General features: G+C 55.5%; 19 protein-coding genes and 2 tRNA genes. 14 read left to right on the forward strand and 7 right to left on the reverse strand.

What is annotated here, in order from left to right; all coding sequences use genetic code 11:
• Positions 1-364 precede the first annotated feature (364 nt).
• Together COMA2_RS04570 and ald are read right to left on the reverse strand one after the other, a co-directional pair.
• Positions 365-441, reverse strand: a tRNA-Pro gene (locus COMA2_RS04570).
• Between the two features lie 36 nt (positions 442-477).
• A complete protein-coding gene (gene ald / locus COMA2_RS04575; protein ID WP_090895082.1) occupies positions 478-1,581 on the reverse strand; it encodes an alanine dehydrogenase in 1,104 nt (367 codons plus the stop codon).
• A 77-nt stretch (positions 1,582-1,658) separates the two neighbouring features.
• On the opposite strand from ald, the gene COMA2_RS04580 reads away from it, so the two are divergent.
• The 4 genes from COMA2_RS04580 (at position 1,659) to COMA2_RS04595 (ending at position 3,242) form a co-directional block, all read left to right on the forward strand.
• Positions 1,659-2,135 carry a hypothetical protein gene (locus COMA2_RS04580; RefSeq protein WP_090895084.1) on the forward strand — a complete coding sequence of 159 codons (477 nt, stop codon included), beginning with the start codon at positions 1,659-1,661 and terminating at the stop codon, positions 2,133-2,135.
• A gap of 12 nt (positions 2,136-2,147) precedes the next feature.
• Complete coding sequence (locus COMA2_RS04585; RefSeq protein ID WP_090895086.1) at positions 2,148-2,501, forward strand: (2Fe-2S) ferredoxin domain-containing protein; 354 nt, start codon at positions 2,148-2,150, stop codon at positions 2,499-2,501.
• A gap of 28 nt (positions 2,502-2,529) precedes the next feature.
• Positions 2,530-2,943, forward strand: coding sequence for a hypothetical protein (locus COMA2_RS04590; RefSeq protein WP_090895088.1), 414 nt, complete (start codon positions 2,530-2,532; stop codon positions 2,941-2,943).
• Between the two features lie 65 nt (positions 2,944-3,008).
• Positions 3,009-3,242, forward strand: coding sequence for a hypothetical protein (locus tag COMA2_RS04595; RefSeq protein WP_175304394.1), 234 nt, complete (start codon positions 3,009-3,011; stop codon positions 3,240-3,242).
• A 19-nt stretch (positions 3,243-3,261) separates the two neighbouring features.
• Here the strand turns inward: COMA2_RS04595 and COMA2_RS04600 are convergent, their stop codons facing one another.
• Both COMA2_RS04600 and COMA2_RS04605 read right to left on the reverse strand, forming a co-directional pair.
• The gene (locus COMA2_RS04600) at positions 3,262-4,314 is read right to left on the reverse strand and encodes a phytoene/squalene synthase family protein (protein WP_090895092.1); all 1,053 of its coding nucleotides are present in this window, start codon (positions 4,312-4,314) and stop codon (positions 3,262-3,264) included.
• Positions 4,314-4,733: a cupredoxin domain-containing protein gene (locus COMA2_RS04605; RefSeq protein ID WP_090895094.1), complete on the reverse strand. Its 420-nt coding sequence runs from the start codon at positions 4,731-4,733 to the stop codon at positions 4,314-4,316. The genes COMA2_RS04600 and COMA2_RS04605 overlap by 1 nt, the downstream gene beginning before the upstream one ends.
• A gap of 231 nt (positions 4,734-4,964) precedes the next feature.
• On the opposite strand from COMA2_RS04605, the gene htpX reads away from it, so the two are divergent.
• Positions 4,965-5,855: a protease HtpX gene (htpX, locus tag COMA2_RS04610; RefSeq protein WP_245630875.1), complete on the forward strand. Its 891-nt coding sequence runs from the start codon at positions 4,965-4,967 to the stop codon at positions 5,853-5,855.
• Here htpX and COMA2_RS04615 read toward each other — a convergent pair.
• Together COMA2_RS04615 and COMA2_RS04620 are read right to left on the reverse strand one after the other, a co-directional pair.
• Positions 5,852-6,127 carry a hypothetical protein gene (locus tag COMA2_RS04615; RefSeq protein ID WP_139077074.1) on the reverse strand — a complete coding sequence of 92 codons (276 nt, stop codon included), beginning with the start codon at positions 6,125-6,127 and terminating at the stop codon, positions 5,852-5,854. The two genes, htpX and COMA2_RS04615, sit on opposite strands and share 4 nt — an antisense overlap.
• 34 nt (positions 6,128-6,161) lie before the next feature.
• Positions 6,162-6,836, reverse strand: a complete 675-nt coding sequence (locus COMA2_RS04620) for a hypothetical protein (protein WP_175304395.1) — start codon at positions 6,834-6,836, stop codon at positions 6,162-6,164.
• Between the two features lie 39 nt (positions 6,837-6,875).
• Here COMA2_RS04620 and COMA2_RS04625 point away from each other — a divergent pair, with 39 nt between their 5' ends.
• Entirely contained in the window at positions 6,876-8,327 is a 1,452-nt protein-coding gene (locus COMA2_RS04625) for an MFS transporter (RefSeq protein WP_090895100.1), read from the forward strand.
• Here COMA2_RS04625 and COMA2_RS04630 read toward each other — a convergent pair.
• Positions 8,321-8,542, reverse strand: a complete 222-nt coding sequence (locus COMA2_RS04630) for a hypothetical protein (protein WP_090895102.1) — start codon at positions 8,540-8,542, stop codon at positions 8,321-8,323. The genes COMA2_RS04625 and COMA2_RS04630 overlap by 7 nt on opposite strands.
• Positions 8,543-8,699: 157 nt before the next feature.
• Between COMA2_RS04630 and COMA2_RS04635 the strand changes: the two genes are divergently transcribed.
• The 8 genes from COMA2_RS04635 (at position 8,700) to COMA2_RS04670 (ending at position 15,417) form a co-directional block, all read left to right on the forward strand.
• Positions 8,700-9,146, forward strand: coding sequence for a GatB/YqeY domain-containing protein (locus COMA2_RS04635; protein WP_090895104.1), 447 nt, complete (start codon positions 8,700-8,702; stop codon positions 9,144-9,146).
• 86 nt (positions 9,147-9,232) lie between these two features.
• Entirely contained in the window at positions 9,233-9,871 is a 639-nt protein-coding gene (locus COMA2_RS04640; RefSeq protein WP_090895106.1) for a response regulator, read from the forward strand.
• A 45-nt stretch (positions 9,872-9,916) separates the two neighbouring features.
• Positions 9,917-10,921, forward strand: a complete 1,005-nt coding sequence (locus COMA2_RS04645; RefSeq protein ID WP_090895108.1) for a GGDEF domain-containing response regulator — start codon at positions 9,917-9,919, stop codon at positions 10,919-10,921.
• Between the two features lie 84 nt (positions 10,922-11,005).
• Positions 11,006-13,234 (forward strand): response regulator, encoded by a 2,229-nt coding sequence (locus COMA2_RS04650; protein ID WP_281176429.1) that lies wholly within the window; start codon positions 11,006-11,008, stop codon positions 13,232-13,234.
• A gap of 2 nt (positions 13,235-13,236) precedes the next feature.
• Complete coding sequence (locus COMA2_RS04655) at positions 13,237-13,560, forward strand: Hpt domain-containing protein (RefSeq protein ID WP_090895112.1); 324 nt, start codon at positions 13,237-13,239, stop codon at positions 13,558-13,560.
• 282 nt (positions 13,561-13,842) lie between these two features.
• Positions 13,843-13,918, forward strand: a tRNA-Ala gene (locus COMA2_RS04660).
• 118 nt (positions 13,919-14,036) lie between these two features.
• The gene (smbP, locus tag COMA2_RS04665; protein ID WP_090895114.1) at positions 14,037-14,375 is read left to right on the forward strand and encodes a small metal-binding protein SmbP; all 339 of its coding nucleotides are present in this window, start codon (positions 14,037-14,039) and stop codon (positions 14,373-14,375) included.
• A 154-nt stretch (positions 14,376-14,529) separates the two neighbouring features.
• On the forward strand, positions 14,530-15,417 hold the full coding sequence (locus COMA2_RS04670; protein ID WP_090895117.1) for a DUF72 domain-containing protein: 888 nt from the start codon (positions 14,530-14,532) through the stop codon (positions 15,415-15,417).
• Positions 15,418-15,487: the final 70 nt, after the last annotated feature.

Consider the following 15,487-nt stretch of genomic DNA (forward strand, 5'->3'; position numbering starts at 1 on the left):
CTCTACCCAATCAGTATGCATCAGTTACATGCACGGCTTTACTCAGCGGATACTCTCACACCTCTTTAGGGGCGTCACGTATTTTACATTTCTCCGCTAGAAAACCAAGCCCGTGATAGAGAGTTCGTAATTTATCGATAGAAGCAATCTATTGGCATACCTGAATGGACGGCCGGTTCAGCGAACGATGCGGCTGGGCGTGGAAGAAACATACCGGTAGGTTCTATCATCCAGCGCCGACCACGATGACGAATTAGCCGTCGAACCGAGCCTGCGCGGCAAGAACGGATTGGGACGATAGGAAGCTTTTATTCCGTCGCTCTCGATTTGGAAAGAGTAGGCATCGAGTGGAGGAAGCTTGGTTTGGTCGGGGCGAGAGGATTTGAACCTCCGACCCCTGCGTCCCGAACGCAGTGCGCTACCGGGCTGCGCTACGCCCCGACAAGACCGAGCAGTGAAACTCAATGCGTGATTGTCTTACAAGAGAGGGGTAAAAGGCAACCCATGGGTAGCAGCCACACCCTGGTGAACAACTTTTCCATCTTTGAGATTGACACCCTTGGCCAACCCAGGATCAGCGCGAATCGCTCGGTCCACCCCGTCGGACGCGAGTCGAAGCAGATACGGCAGCGTCGCATTGGTCAGAGCGTAGGTGGATGTGCGAGGAACAATGCCCGGCATGTTGGCGACGCAATAATGCACGACGCCATCAACGATATAGACAGGCTCCGAGTGCGTCGTCGGTCTCGTCGTCTCGACACAGCCCCCCTGATCGACAGAAACATCCACGATCACCGACCCGGATTTCATCCGCGAGACCAGTGATCGCGACACCAGTTTCGGCGCCAAGGCGCCGGGAACCAACACGGCGCCGATGACAAGATCGGCTGAGCACACAGCCTCCTCGATGGAAGCGGAGCTCACGGCGCGCGTGACGATTCGGCCTTGATACTGATCGTCGAGATACCTCAGCCGTTCAACATCCAAATTGATCACCGTAACCTGGGCTCCCATCCCGACCGCAATGCGAGTCGCCGAGCTCCCCACGACCCCAGCGCCTAGCACCACGACCTTGCCCGGTTCGGTCCCCGGAACCCCTCCCAACAATACACCCCGTCCCCCGTGGATTTTTTCCAGATATTGGGCTCCGATCTGCACCGACATCCGCCCGGCGATTTCACTCATGGGCTTGAGCATCGGAAGACTACCGTCCTTCAACTCAGTCGTTTCATACGCAACCGCCGTGACCTTCCTACGCAGGAGCTCTTTGGTCACATCCACCAGTGAGGCGAGATGCAAATAGGTGAACAGGACCTGGCCCGGACGGAACAGATGGCACTCGGAAAGCAACGGCTCTTTAACCTTCACAATCAAATCCGCTCTCTTGAATACCTCATCTTTCGAGCCGGCAACCGAGGCGCCGGCCTTACGGTACTCGTCATCGCTAAATCCACTGCCCTGCCCGGCGAATGGTTCGAGCCAGACCTCATGCCCGCTCTGCCGGAGGATGGCTGCACCCTCCGGCGTCAGACTGACACGATACTCATGATCTTTGATTTCCCTCGGGACACCGACCACCATAAAAGATTCCCCCCTTCCGACGATGGGTGCTGTATGCCTACTCCTGCATTATACCTCGATAGACCATGATACCCAGAATGATCGGGTTGATCGCCACACCATCTGCCCGTGGACAGTCTGGAAAAGCCTGTTGTAAGATGAGCCGTTCTGTATCGACGATTGAGGTGATGATGGAGTCCTGGAACGAATCCTGTCAGGCCTGCGGAGCCGGCAACGGCCCGCTGACGAAGCTTTCACTGGGAAAAGATTTTTTCGGCCGCCCCTATGATCGTCTGTCGCCGTCGTCGGATCAAAGTCCGAAATGGTATTGCGCTCCCTGTTCGATGCACAAAAACTTACAACGGGATTTTCGGGATATCTGCGCTGAGTTCGATAAGTTACGCGCTGGCCACATATCGGAACTCGCGAAGGGCGGTGAGTTTCGACGCGCGTCGTTGCGGCTCCAGGAAATCCTGACCCTGTTGAGCGCGACCCAGCGACAATCTCCGTTCTTAAGCGGTTATGACGTGACGCTATTGATGGAACGGCTCAATACCCTGACGATGCCGGTATAGCTGCCTAACCCCATGCCACCATTTCAACGACACATCTTTGTCTGTACGAATCAGCGCCCGAAAGACGATCCTCGCGGCTGTTGTGCGAACTTGGGTTCGGAAAAACTTCATGCGCACTTCAAGAATGAAACGAAGCGGTTGAATCTCAAAGGTCTTGTTCGCGCCAATAAAGCCGGCTGCCTCGACCATTGCGAGCTGGGCCCCAGTGTGGTGGTCTATCCTGAAGGAGTGTGGTACTGGGTCGGAACCGAGGCCGACGTGACGGAGATTATGGAGCGGCACATCCTGCAAGGAGAGGTTGTCACCCGATTGCTCATGCCCGACCAGCCGGTTCCCGAACAGCTGATGCCGCTCAAGAGACCGTAAGGCTTCCCTTCGATACCGCGATACATCCATGCCAACCGAAGACAAATGGAAGGCCAACATGGAAAAGGTGGCCTTCACCAAACAATTTCCTGGGCTCACACTCGACTGGAAATCCTGCGAACATAAAACGATTGAAGCCGTGGTCCCCGTGACCGGCAAGCCTGGTGCCTCGGTGATCGTGTTTACCGATGGTTCGTTTACGGTTGCTCCCCTCCCGGCACCGGAGCCGTGGGAGTTGGGCCAAGCCCTGCTCGATGCCCGGAAACATCTGGAGGCCAAACACCACGCAGCGTATGAAGAGTATGACCGCCTGGCGAAGAAGGATAAGGAAACGCTTCGCTCGGCTCGACTGGAAAAAATCATCGGCGCGATTCAGAACAATCTCGAACAGATTCCCGAGCTCAAAAGTCGGCTCAAAGAACTCGTGAAGGAATGGAAGTGAGCAGCCTACCGAAGAAAAATATGTTCGAGATCTTCTCTCAAGGCCTCTTTGAAGGAGTCAAACCTATGTTGGTCATTCGTGATCACCTCGTCCGCCACCCTGACCGCTGTACGCATCAGGCCGTCTGTGTGCCGATTTGTCCCACCAGCGCCTGGCTCTCCACGCCTCCCTATAAGTTCGACCCATCGCGCTGCCTTGAAAGCTGCCGGCTCTGTCTGGATGCCTGCCCGTCACAGGCGATTTACGCGGTCTTCAAGAAAGGTGACAAGCTCTTGGAGCCGCAGAAGAAAACAGGGTAGGAGAAAGACCTGCTGATCGTCATACGATCTGCTTGCGTAAATGCCCCCAATAGGCAGTTCCCGCATATCCGCACGCAGCGGTGCCCGTCGTCATTCCCACGATCTGATACACCTTGCTGCGCGGGATTTTGACTTTCACGGCGGGGTTCAACAGATCGGGGGAATTCAGGACGAGCTTGAGTGATTCTCCGGCAGAGAGAATCGGCCACATACACGCCAGCCGTAACCGAGTTTCGTAACGCGGGATTGCCATCGTATAGAGCCAGCCCTGATCCAGGTGCTCGACCGCCGAACGAACGAGCGTGCGGAGCACCGGTTTGAAGCGAGGAAGATTGGTCGGCTGCAACAAATCCTGCGGCTTCAGCCCGGCTTCATCAAGCATCATTTCCGGAATATAACAACGCCCCTTCCGCAGATCGTGGGCAATGTCCTTGACAATATTCGTCAGTTGTAGCCCCTTGCCGAATCGCACTCCGACTTCCGACATCCGCTGAATATCCCAGTCGGCCAGCGCCTTGCGATGCGCACACATCAGACCGGTCCAGAACTCACCGACACATCCAGCCACATAGTAGGTGTAACGGTCCAGCTCATCAAAGGTCTTGAGCGCGGTGAGATCCGCCACGGAGGTCCCGGGAAACGTGCTCAGGTCCATCTCCATTCCTTGCGTCAAGGTCGTCATCACCCGCTGAATCCTACGTCGATCATCCGGCGAACAGGTGAGCGAAAGTCGGAAACACTCGTCCAACCGTTCGAGCAGGGTTCGTTCAGCCGACACTTGTTGGAGCGGTCCCACCGCCTGCTGAATCGTACGGATCTGAGCCCAGTCTGGCTGCTCACCAAGAAATTGCGCTCTGAAGCGGTTAAGAAAACCTAGACGACACGATCGGTCAATCAGTTCCGTATCGGCGATCGTATCGGCGGCCCGGGCAAAGAGATAGGCCAATCCTACCTGATCACGAACATTCGCCGGCACGACGACCAACGTGGTGTAAAACAGGCGGGAAACTTGCTTGAGCAGGTCACCAAGCAGCTCGTGCTTGGAGGATACGGTTGTCGTAGAGAGATCCATTACCTGACTTCCAATCGCCCTTCCATTCCCTTATCTCGATGACCGGCCATGGGCCACAGCCGCTTGTCACAATAGAAGGGAAAGAGCCCAGGCTGAGTCGGAAGGAGTTTCGCTATGACAGTTTTCCCTGCGCCAACGTCCTGTTCGATCGAAAGGTCGGCCGACAACTCTTGCATGACGAAATTATGGGGTATGATTGTCGTACGACTCGTCAAGGTCAACTCAACCGGCTTCCCGCTCTCCACGACCAGATGGTTCGGTGAGTAGGAATACCTGTCGAGAATGATGGTAGCCCGTTGGACTCCATCAGGGGAAATGGAGACCACGATCGGCGGGCCTGGCACGAATGTCTCCGCAGCTAGTCCACCCAACGGAAGTACGAGGGTCAACCAACTCACGATCACTAGTGTCCGGAGCATCTTGCACACACGCTCATGATAGTGGCTTTCTAACAGGAACGTCGGGAGACGGTCAACGTTCTCCTCGCGCTTCCAGAGACTTCACACACCTTGACTTTGAACAATGAGGTCTTACTCATAGCCCTATGCCCCATATGACGGGCACTGTGTCGCCGGCAATGGATTTGTGTATAATCATGCAATTCAGCTCGTTGCCTTACATGAGGCAACCGTTTGTTTCCAAGGAGGCTCATGATGAAGTGGCTTAAAGGCATAGGTCTGCTGCTGATCGCAAATATTCTCATCATGGTGACGCTGTCGATCACCGTCCCCATCGTCATCAACGTGATCTTACCGATGTTCGGAATCGATGTCCGCGGTTCCGTCGATCTGACATCGTTGGTATGGGCTGCCATGTTTGGGTTCGGCGGGGCATTCATCAGTTTGGCATTCTCCAAGCAAATGGCGCGCGCCATGCTCGACTGCCAGCAGATCACCCAACCTCGCTCTCATGCCGAACAGGTCGTGTATGGTTCCGTGCGGGAAATCGCTCAACGTTTGAATATCACCATGCCCGAGGTATGGGTCTATGATTCTCCCGATCCCAATGCCTTCGCGACGGGACCCAGCAAGAACAATTCAATGGTGGCGGTATCAACCGGATTACTGGAGAACCTCAAGGAAGATGAGGTGAAGGCTGTGTTGGCTCATGAAATGGGCCACGTCTACAACGGCGACATGTTCGCTACGACCGTCCTAGCCGGGCTGATGAATACCTTTGTGTATTACATCGCCATGTGGGTACGGCGTTTCTTCGCGGAGCGGGACCAGGCAGCTTTAGGTTTTGGCCTGTCATTGGTCCTCCAGATCGTCGTCAGCATCCTGGCCTCCGTCGTCATCAGTTGGTTTTCGCGTCGGCGAGAATTCGGAGCCGATGCCTTTGCCGCCAAGGTGTACGGGAAAGACTCAATGATCGGCGCGCTCCGATCGATTGATCGATGGGTGAATCGTGCTCAATTCCAATACTCCACGCAAGACGCCCTCGCAACGATGAAGATCTCAGGCAACAGCGGTGGATTCATGAGCTTATTCTCGACGCACCCGCCGCTTGAGGTACGGATCGCGGCGCTGGAGCGGCTTTAATCCTGTTTCTTAAAAAACACAATGTGGGCGCGGTACTCCTCAATGGCCGCGCCCAACATCGCACTCCCCCGACTGATGTTGGCCTCAATGGCACGTTCAATGTCGGGATCGTTAATCTCGACGTCATACCGAACCTGAATGTTCGTTCTGACCGGCCCCCCGGTCACCTCCCGTGGCATGAAGATTTCTTTCCACACTTCTTTTTCAACCAAACAAACATCACGAAACCGTTCATAGAGCAAGGCTAGTTTTTCCGGATCTGTGATCTTCACACGCTCTCCCATGAGTATCCTTTCTCTAAAAACTCTACTTGATCGACTTCTGTTCAGGAGACCGGGCAGGAACACTGTCTGCAATGGTAAAACGCATCACGCCGACGTGGTTTCCAGCGTGAAACGGTTGTTGGCCCAACGGCGTAATATAGATCTTCGCCACATAATTGCCCACAATCCATCGCGCGCCTGGTCGTTTCAACTCAAGATACCCATATCGTTCATGCCCTGGCACCTCCAATACGTCTTTCCCTAACGGTTTCTCACTCAATCGGCCGCCCGGTTCCTCCAAATACCATTGCACCGCAAATTGTGCCGGATCCTCCAAGGGCGCTACTTCAAAAACAATATAGATCGCTGGAATCTCCGGCGCGAATATCGAATCCCATCCTGTCGGTTTCAGCCGCGGATCCTGTGTATACCACCCTTTCCGTCCGAACGTATCCCATTCTACTTCAAACCCTTTCGTCATCTTGATCCAAGTAAAAAGCGACTGCGGAACGCCTTTTTCTTGATCGTCGAAGGAGGGGCTTTGGATAGATTCAATCTCCGTGGATTCTTGCGCTTTCGGAGGCAGCAGGTCCTTGGCGGTCCCTGCCTGCTCTTGAAACAGGGCGACGCATACCACACCAACGGCGAACCAACCTCGAGACCATTTTGTGACCGGCGCGTCCTGCACCATGAAATTTATCGTACTGAGGCACGCCATGGGGGTCAATGACTGCCGGCCATCATCCGATGAATCCTTGTGCCGGATCGGTTCTATGGTAGAGTGCTCTTGCTTCCTATTATTATGACCGCTCAACCAGCGTCATCACATTCGGCAGGACACACCTCTCACAACGATCCCGCTCCAAGAGGACCGCACGAATCCGGTCGGCGTTTCGGTATTCGAGATGGACTCTTCCAGGCCATCGCCCAAGGCGGAGGAGAGCAGTATCTCTCGGCCTTTGCCCTCCTGCTCCACGCGACACCGTTTCAGTTGAGCATTCTTTCGGCCATTCCTCAACTCTTAGGCACATGGGCTCAGTTGGTTTCCGTCAAAGTCGCCCACTGGTTCCCCAGCCTGGCCTCTCAAGTCGTGTGGGGCATCATCGGACAATCCCTCTCTTGGATCCCTATTCTTGCGCTACCCTTGCTCTGGCCCGACCAGGGGCCATGGCTGCTCATCGCAGCCGTCGCCGTGTATTTCACCTTCACGCATTTCACCGCCCCCGCATGGAACAGCCTCATCATCGATTTGCTTGAGCCCAACGAACGGGGTGCCTACTTCGCCAGACGATCACGGACAATTGCACTGACCAGTTTTCTCGCACTCTGTCTGGCCGGAGCCCTGTTGAGCTTCTTCGAACAACGGCAACTCCTTTGGGTCGGCTTTGCTGTCATGTTTCTCATAGCCGGGCTCTGCCGTAGCGCGTCGGCGCGCCTCCTGATGAAGGTGAGCGATTTACCTGCTCATGAGCCGAGCGGCAATCCGACGGGCTTTCTGGTCTTTCTCCGTACCGGCACGTCTGAAAACTTTCGCCACTTCCTCCTGTTTTCTGGCCTCATGCATTCGGCTGTGCTGGTTGCCGGTCCCTTCTTCGTCATTTATTTGCTTCAGGACCTGCATCTCGCGCACTGGCAATATGGAACCTGGCTGGCCGCCGGCATCATCGGCCAGTTTCTGACCTTGCCGGCCTGGGGGCAATTCGGCGATCGCTTCGGGAATAAGGCGTTGCTCACCTTCACGGGGCTACTCGTGGCATTCCTGCCGATGTTGTACCTGTTCGGGACTGCGTGGCCGTTTCTTGTCATCGTCAATTTCTTCGGCGGCGTGGTCTGGGCGGGACTTGGGCTTGGACTGAATAACTACGTCTTCGACGCGGTGCAGCCTACGGATCGCGGGAAGGCTGTCGCCGTTGCGAGCATCGTGAACGGCATTGGGTGGGCCATGGGAACCGTGGTCGGAAGCGTATTAATCGACACGTTGCCAAACAGGCTGCAGGCTGGGACCTTGACGCTGGAGCCCGTCTCCAATCTCCCGTTTATCTTCTTTCTCTCCGGTGTCTTGCGCTTGATCGTCTCGACGATGCTTCTTCGCACGTTTCACGAGCCTCGTCATGTGGAGCGCCAAGCCCACCACCGTTTACTCTGGGAATTGCCGCTGTTGAAACCTCTGCGACGACTCTCACGCCGAGCGACCAACGCCCATCAATAAGGCTCCTCTTCAAAACCTCCTGTGCGATGCTTCTGCTCCTGTCTCAGATTTTTAAATGCTTTATCGGCATTGCTTCGAACCTGGTCCGGCGTCACCGTGGGCGTAGGCTTTGGCGCTTCGCCGGCGCAACCTCCCATCGCGAACAGCAGGACCCCTATGCCCGCAACACTCACCCCCTTCTTAAGCCCCGTCATCCATATCGCCTTTTCCGGCATACATACCCCCGCCCCTTCGTTATGATCGTCATACGATTCAGATCCATATCATACCATCCCTTCGTCCGACCACCATTCCCGGCCATCTCGTTGACTCACTGAAACCAAGAGGGTATGCTTCGCAATCCAGCTCAATCACCCATCCATGAGGCCGCCCATGTCGCTGTCGGATCGCTTAACTGAAGACCTCAAACTTGCGATGAAATCACGCGATCAACTTCGCATGGATGTCATCCGTATGATCAAAGCCGCCGTCCTGAACAAAGAAGTGGAGCTGAAGCGGGACCTGGATGATGCTGAAATGAGCCGCGTGATGACGACGCTCGTCAAACAACGTCGGGAATCCGTCGAACAATTTGAAAAAGCTCAACGGATTGAACTGGCGGCCAAAGAACGGAAGGAAATCGAAATCATCGAGGCCTACCTCCCCAAACCGCTTTCACCCCAAGAGCTCGAAGCCATTGTCGCATCAGCTGTCGCGGAGACCGGATCACACACCCTCAAAGATATGGGAACAGTCATGAAGGCTGTGATGGCCCGCCTCGCCGGGCAGTCCGTCGACGGCAAACAAGTCAGTGATCTGGTGAAAAGCAAGCTCTCCTGATCACTTCTATTGGTAGTGGTTTGCCGTACCGAATCCTATTCCAGGGGTGCTTTAGTTTCGTCTACTCTTAGCCGTTAAGGAGTGGTATGGCGATCCTCATCGTCGATGACTCTCCCGACCAGCATCTCTTACTGCGGTCTATTCTGACAAAGGCCGGTCATGATGAGATCGTCACGGTTGATTCGGCCCGAGCGGCGTTTACGGCTTTAAACCTTGACGGTCCACCGACATCAGTCAAGATCGACTTGATTCTGATGGATGTCCTCATGCCCGACATCGATGGCGTGGGCGCGTGCCGACATATCAAACAGCAGCAGCATCTTCGAGACATTCCGATCATCATGGTGACCGCGAAGAATGACCTCAATAGCCTCAAGGAAGCCTTCACTGCCGGCGCGATGGATTACATCAATAAACCCGTGAGCGGGGTGGAGTTGCTTGCCCGCGTGTCCTCGGCGCTCACATTGAAGCACGAGATGGATTGCCGCAAGGAACGGGAAATGGAGCTTCGCCGCGCCAACGAGGAACTCCAACGCGCGCTCAGCGAAGTCAAGGTGCTTCGCGGATTGATTCCGATCTGCGCCTCCTGCAAGAAAATCCGCAATGACGGTGGATTCTGGCAACAACTCGAAGAGTATCTCGGCGAACATTCCGAAGCAGAGTTTAGCCACGGCCTCTGCCAACCCTGCCTCAAAAAGCTTTATCCTAGTGTTTATCAAGACTAGCTGTTACGATTTCAAAAGTTTCCATCCTGAAGACCGTGTGAATTTATGAGCATTCTCATCGTTGATGATTCCGCAGACGATCGGCTCCTGTTGCAGGCCATTCTGTCGGCGGCCGGTTATGAAAACATCCTGACGGCGGATTCCGCCGCCGCCGCATTTAAACATCTCGGCTTGGACGGAGGGAAGCAAAGCGGTGGGCGAGTCGATCTGATCCTCATGGACATATTGATGCCGCAGATGAACGGCATCGAAGCCTGTCGCCAGATCAAAGCCGCCGACCGGTTCCGCGATACCCCGATTATCATGGTGACCGTCAAGACCGATCCGGTGGATCTTCAGCTCGCGTTTGCCGCCGGAGCCATGGATTACGTCGCCAAACCAGTCAACAAGGTTGAGCTCCTCACCAGAGTACGGTCGGTGCTCAGGTTGGTCCACGAAATCGACCGCCGCCGCGCGCGTGAGCAGGAACTCCTCGAAGTCATGCGTCAACTCCAAGAAGCCAATCAGATGTTGCTCCGTCTCTCCTGCTTGGACGGATTGACGGGTATCACCAATCGACGCCAGTTCGATGACTTTCTGGATCAGGAATGGAGGAGAGCGGTGCGCGAATCGACGCCGGTGTCGCTGATCATGTTCGATATAGACCGATTTAAGACGTATAACGACGCCAAGGGCCACACCGCCGGCGATGAATGTCTCAAACAGGTCGCTTCGGCGATTTCCAGCTCCGTGAATCGGCCCGGCGATTTGGTTGCGCGCTATGGCGGGGATGAATTTGTCACGGTCCTGCCCGGCACCGGCATCGACGGCACGGCACAGGTCGCGGAAAGCCTGCGTCGCCGGATTGAATCCCTCGGCATGAAACACACAGACGGGGAACTCGTGACGATCAGCGTCGGGTATGCCTGCATGGTCCCGAGCAGAAACTCGTCTCCTACCGATCTCATCAGGGCCGCAGATCAGGCCCTCTATCAAGCGAAACAAGAGGGGCGCAATCGGACCAAGTCGGCCAGTATTCTGTCGCTGGTCCAAGACTCACAGGATGACTAGAGACCGCCCGACTATTCGCTGGACGTTCACACCCCCATGCCACGCCACACAGGTGGAGAATATCAAGAACCAGTCGCGGCAGCCATGAACTCCGCTCGGCGTCCTCCTTCCACAATCAAACGAACCTCCAGTTCCCGTGAACGGAAACCCTCCACACGAATACCCCCCTCACGCGAGCGGCGTGCGACCACACTGGTCAAACAGTACCATGATGCACTCCGCAAGCTAGCACAGAGTGACGCGTTGAACAGCGGCGACAGTTCCCGTGTCTTTCACGCCATTTCAGAGGCGTGCTGCAGGTTGTTGCACGTGAAACGCGCCAGCGTCTGGCTGCTTACCAAAGAACGCGCTGCCATTGAACTGATCGACGTGTGCGCATCCGGACGGCACCATTCCGGCCCAACCCTCCCGCTTCAATTCTCACACTGTCCTGCCTATCTCCGGTCGCTGGCGCGCTCACATCGCGCCATTGCGGTTCGCGATGTGTCCCACGATCCACGGTTCAAGAAACCGGCGCCGGTGTACCTGTCCCGCTTCCGTGTCGAGGCCATGCTGAGCGCACCGATCAGACACAATGGGAAACTCGTAGGCGCACTCTGCGCCGAGTCCATCGGCGCACCTCGGCGGTGGAGTCGACATGAGGAACATCTCGTCACCCTCCTCTCAACCATGGCGTCTCTTGCGTTGGAAGCAGCTGAACGGCGGGAAGTCGAACAAGCCCTCCGGGTCGCCAAGGAAGCCGCCGAAGTGGCCAATCGCGCCAAGAGTGACTTCCTCGCCGGCATGAGTCATGAGATCCGCACTCCCATGAATGCCATCGTCGGCATGGCTGATCTCCTCTGGGATACCCCGCTCACACCGGACCAACGGAAGTACCTACGGATCTTCCGACGCGCCGGTGGCACACTCTTGAATCTGATCAACGATATTTTAGATCTCTCGAAAGTCGAAGCCGGCCGTCTGGAGTTGGAGTCCATTCGATTCGACCTACACGACGTGATCGACAAGGCCATCGATATATTGGCGATGCGAGCCAACGAGAAGGGGTTGGAGCTTGCCTGTCATGTGGATCGGAATGTGCCGTGTCATTTAGTCGGTGACCCGACGCGGCTGACGCAGATATTGATCAATCTTATCGGTAACGCCCTTAAATTTACCGAGAGCGGCTCCGTTGTCGTTCATGTCACCAACGATTCCGCTCGGAACACGACGGGTGCTGTTCGGTTTTCCATAACCGACACCGGAATCGGAATCCCATCCGACAAACTTGTCTCGATCTTCGACAATTTCACGCAAGCCCATGCGTCAACGACCAGGCAGTACGGAGGGACGGGCCTCGGCCTCGCAATCACCAAACGCCTTGCCGAACATATGAACGGACGGATCTGGGCCGACAGTATTGTGGGAGCGGGAAGCACCTTCCACTGTTCCGTCCTCTTTCAGACTCAGACAGAACCACCCCATCAGCAATCGGCACCGCCGATTCATCTTGCGGGAATCAGAGTTCTGGTCGCGGACGACCATCCCACCAACCGGCTCATCCTCCGTGAACTCCTGAATGGCTGGGGAGCTCAGGTTACGGAAGCGAGCGACGGGATGACCGCGTTGGACGAGATCCGCAGTGCATTCGAACGAGGACAGGCATACGAGCTCTTGCTCCTCGACTGCCGCATGCCTGAGATGAGCGGCTTTCATGTTGTGGAACAGCTGAAGTCCCAACCCAACGGACCTTGCCCGACCGTCATCATGCTGACTTCTCATCATTGGGCGGACGATATCGCACGGACGTATGATCTCGGGCTCGGTGGGTATCTGATTAAACCCATCCGACGGTCCGACCTCTCCCAAACAATCGGGATCGCCCTCGGCCGAACAAAAGGAATGCCGCCGACGGGTGAAGTCACAGCGCCACCGTCGACGGCTTCGACACGGCCCTTGCGCGTATTGTTGGTTGAAGATTCCCCGGACAACCAACTGCTCGTCCGAGCATACTTAACGCCGACCGACTATTTCCTCGACGTGGCTGAACATGGCGCCATCGCGCTGGATAAATTCAAATCCGCTCATTACGACGTCATCCTGATGGATGTGCAAATGCCCGTGATGGATGGCTATGCCGCGACAAAGGCCATCCGCTCATGGGAACGGGATCATGACCTCCCTCCCACGCCGATCATCGCCCTCACCGCATTGGCTCTCAAGGAAGAAGGGGCCCGCATCTTTGACGCAGGCTGCAACGCGCATCTCACAAAGCCTGTAAAGAAATCCACGTTACTGGAAGTGCTTCGAGCCTACAAGGAGCACATCGTCTAGCGATGCACGGCTCACAGCCCGAACCAACAGGCCAACTCGCGGTGGAAATTAGTCGTGACTTGGAAAATATTGTCCCGACCTTCTTGGAAAACCGGATGAAGGATGTCCGGACCCTTCGAAACGCGCTGAGCACGCAAGACTTCAGGACCGTTCAGACTCTAGGCCATCGGATGAAAGGCGATGGAGGCGGATTCGGGTTCGATCGAATTACTGAAATCGGAGACGCGATGGAACGCGCGGCAAAACTAGAGGATGGCTCAACGATCGAACAGCAGATCGCACAGCTGGAACACTTCCTCAAACGTGTGGTCGTTATCTATCGCTGAAGAATAGCGCAAGCGACCTCAGCAACCAACCCAGATCCCATATCTCCATAACCATGTTCAAGAAATCGGAGGCGTACCGAAATGCCCCTCTATGGGGATGTCATTATTCGTTCTTGCGCGATCAAGTACTGGTGGAGACTCAGTAACGGGTTGTGTATAATGCACCACGGGAAACGCGACTCTATATTCCTCCCCGTTCTTCGACCGCAGCAACAGGACTGCACGCTCATGTGCAGCAAACCCTGCGGGATTCAGAGGTCGCGGTCCCGATGTTCCACGGGTGGGGGGCTAGCTCAGTTGGGAGAGCACTACGTTCGCAACGTAGGGGTCGGGGGTTCAACTCCCCTGCCCTCCACCAAACACCATCCTCACTCACAGTCTCGCTCCAGTGACCACAAAGAAGTGAACCACGACGAGGCGCGTTTAATTAGTGTGTTTCTGTCAGACAGTCAATTCTAACCACAAGGGAGGCAAAGATGACCAGTACACTCTACCGCGGTATCGTTATAGTTGCGCTCGCAACGTTCGCTGGTGTGCCTATGTTGAACGCTCAGCCATCCCCAGCCGGTAACGTGAAGGACGCCGTCGCGCACGCGAAGGAAGCAGTGGATCATGGCAAGCAGGGTCATGCCGATGCGCTTGTGACCCATGCGGAAAAGTCGCGGAACTATGCCGAGAGGGGAGGCAAAAACCCCCATTTGAACGAAGCGATTACGCACCTGAACGAAGCCATTGAACATGGCAAGGCGGGCCACGCCGACGTCGCCACGCAGCATGCCGAAACTGCCCTCACCCACCTGACTGAAGTCAAATAGGGTACACATATCTACGTTCATGGACTGTACGACGGGCAAGGAATGATCACCCTGCCCGTTTACGTTCAAAGAGTGGTGAGAGCATAGGTTCAGTTGGACCTCAGATAGGAGAACGCTGGTTTCATCAGGTCCTTCTCCAGTACAATCGCGACCCATGCCTCTCTCGCCCTTGATTCGATTCGGCACATCCACATGGACCTATGAGGGCTGGCAAGGTCAGATTTATCAGCGGCAGTACGCCAAGACGACTTTTGCGAGGGAATGTCTAGGAGAGTATTGTCAATATCTCTACAACGGCGAACCGCTCTTTCGCACGGTCGGCAACGATTCCGCCTTCTACCGCCCTCCCACGACGAACCAACTGAGCCACTATCTCAAGCAGATTCCCGAAGACTTCGAGATGTGTTTCAAGGTCTGGGAGGAAATCACCATTCCTGGTTTTGCGAGTCACGTTCGCTACGGCATCAAGGCCGGACAGCCAAATCTCCGTTTTCTCGACGCCAAGCTATTCACCGATCTGGTTCTGGCACCATACCGTGAAGCCAAATTCGAGCCGCACCTGGGGCCGTTCATCTTTGAGTTTCAAAGGCACAGCCTGACCACCGACGAGTTCTGCTCACGGTTGGATCGGTTCTTCGGTCAGCTGCCGAATGATTTTCGATATGCGGTCGAAATCCGCCATGCAGGCTTGCTCGGGCCGGGCTACCGGAAGGTCTTAGAGAGTCACGGCGTGGGACATGTCTACAATCACTGGTCCTACATGCCACCGTTGCAGCAACAGCACATGCGGATGGAAGAACGTTTCACAGCACCGTTCACCGTAATCCGTCTACTCACGCCGCTCAACATAAGTCACGAAGCAGCAGTAAAACGAGCGGCACCCTACAATAAGATCGTGGAAGTATTGCCTCGGATGCGGAATGAGACTGTGCATCTCATCAAGCAGGCAGTTCGTGAGAATCGACGAATCTATGTGTTGGTGAACAATCGAACAGAGGGCAATGCGCCATTGACGGTGCAGGCCATCGCTGCTCAGTGTTGAAGGAGTATACAATGCCGGGCTTTCTTCCTATTTCTGATCCCTCCTCGCTCCTTCCTCTTATTATCTCTGC

The sequence above is a fragment of the Candidatus Nitrospira nitrificans genome (genome assembly GCF_001458775.1).
Lineage (GTDB): Bacteria > Nitrospirota > Nitrospiria > Nitrospirales > Nitrospiraceae > Nitrospira_D > Nitrospira_D nitrificans.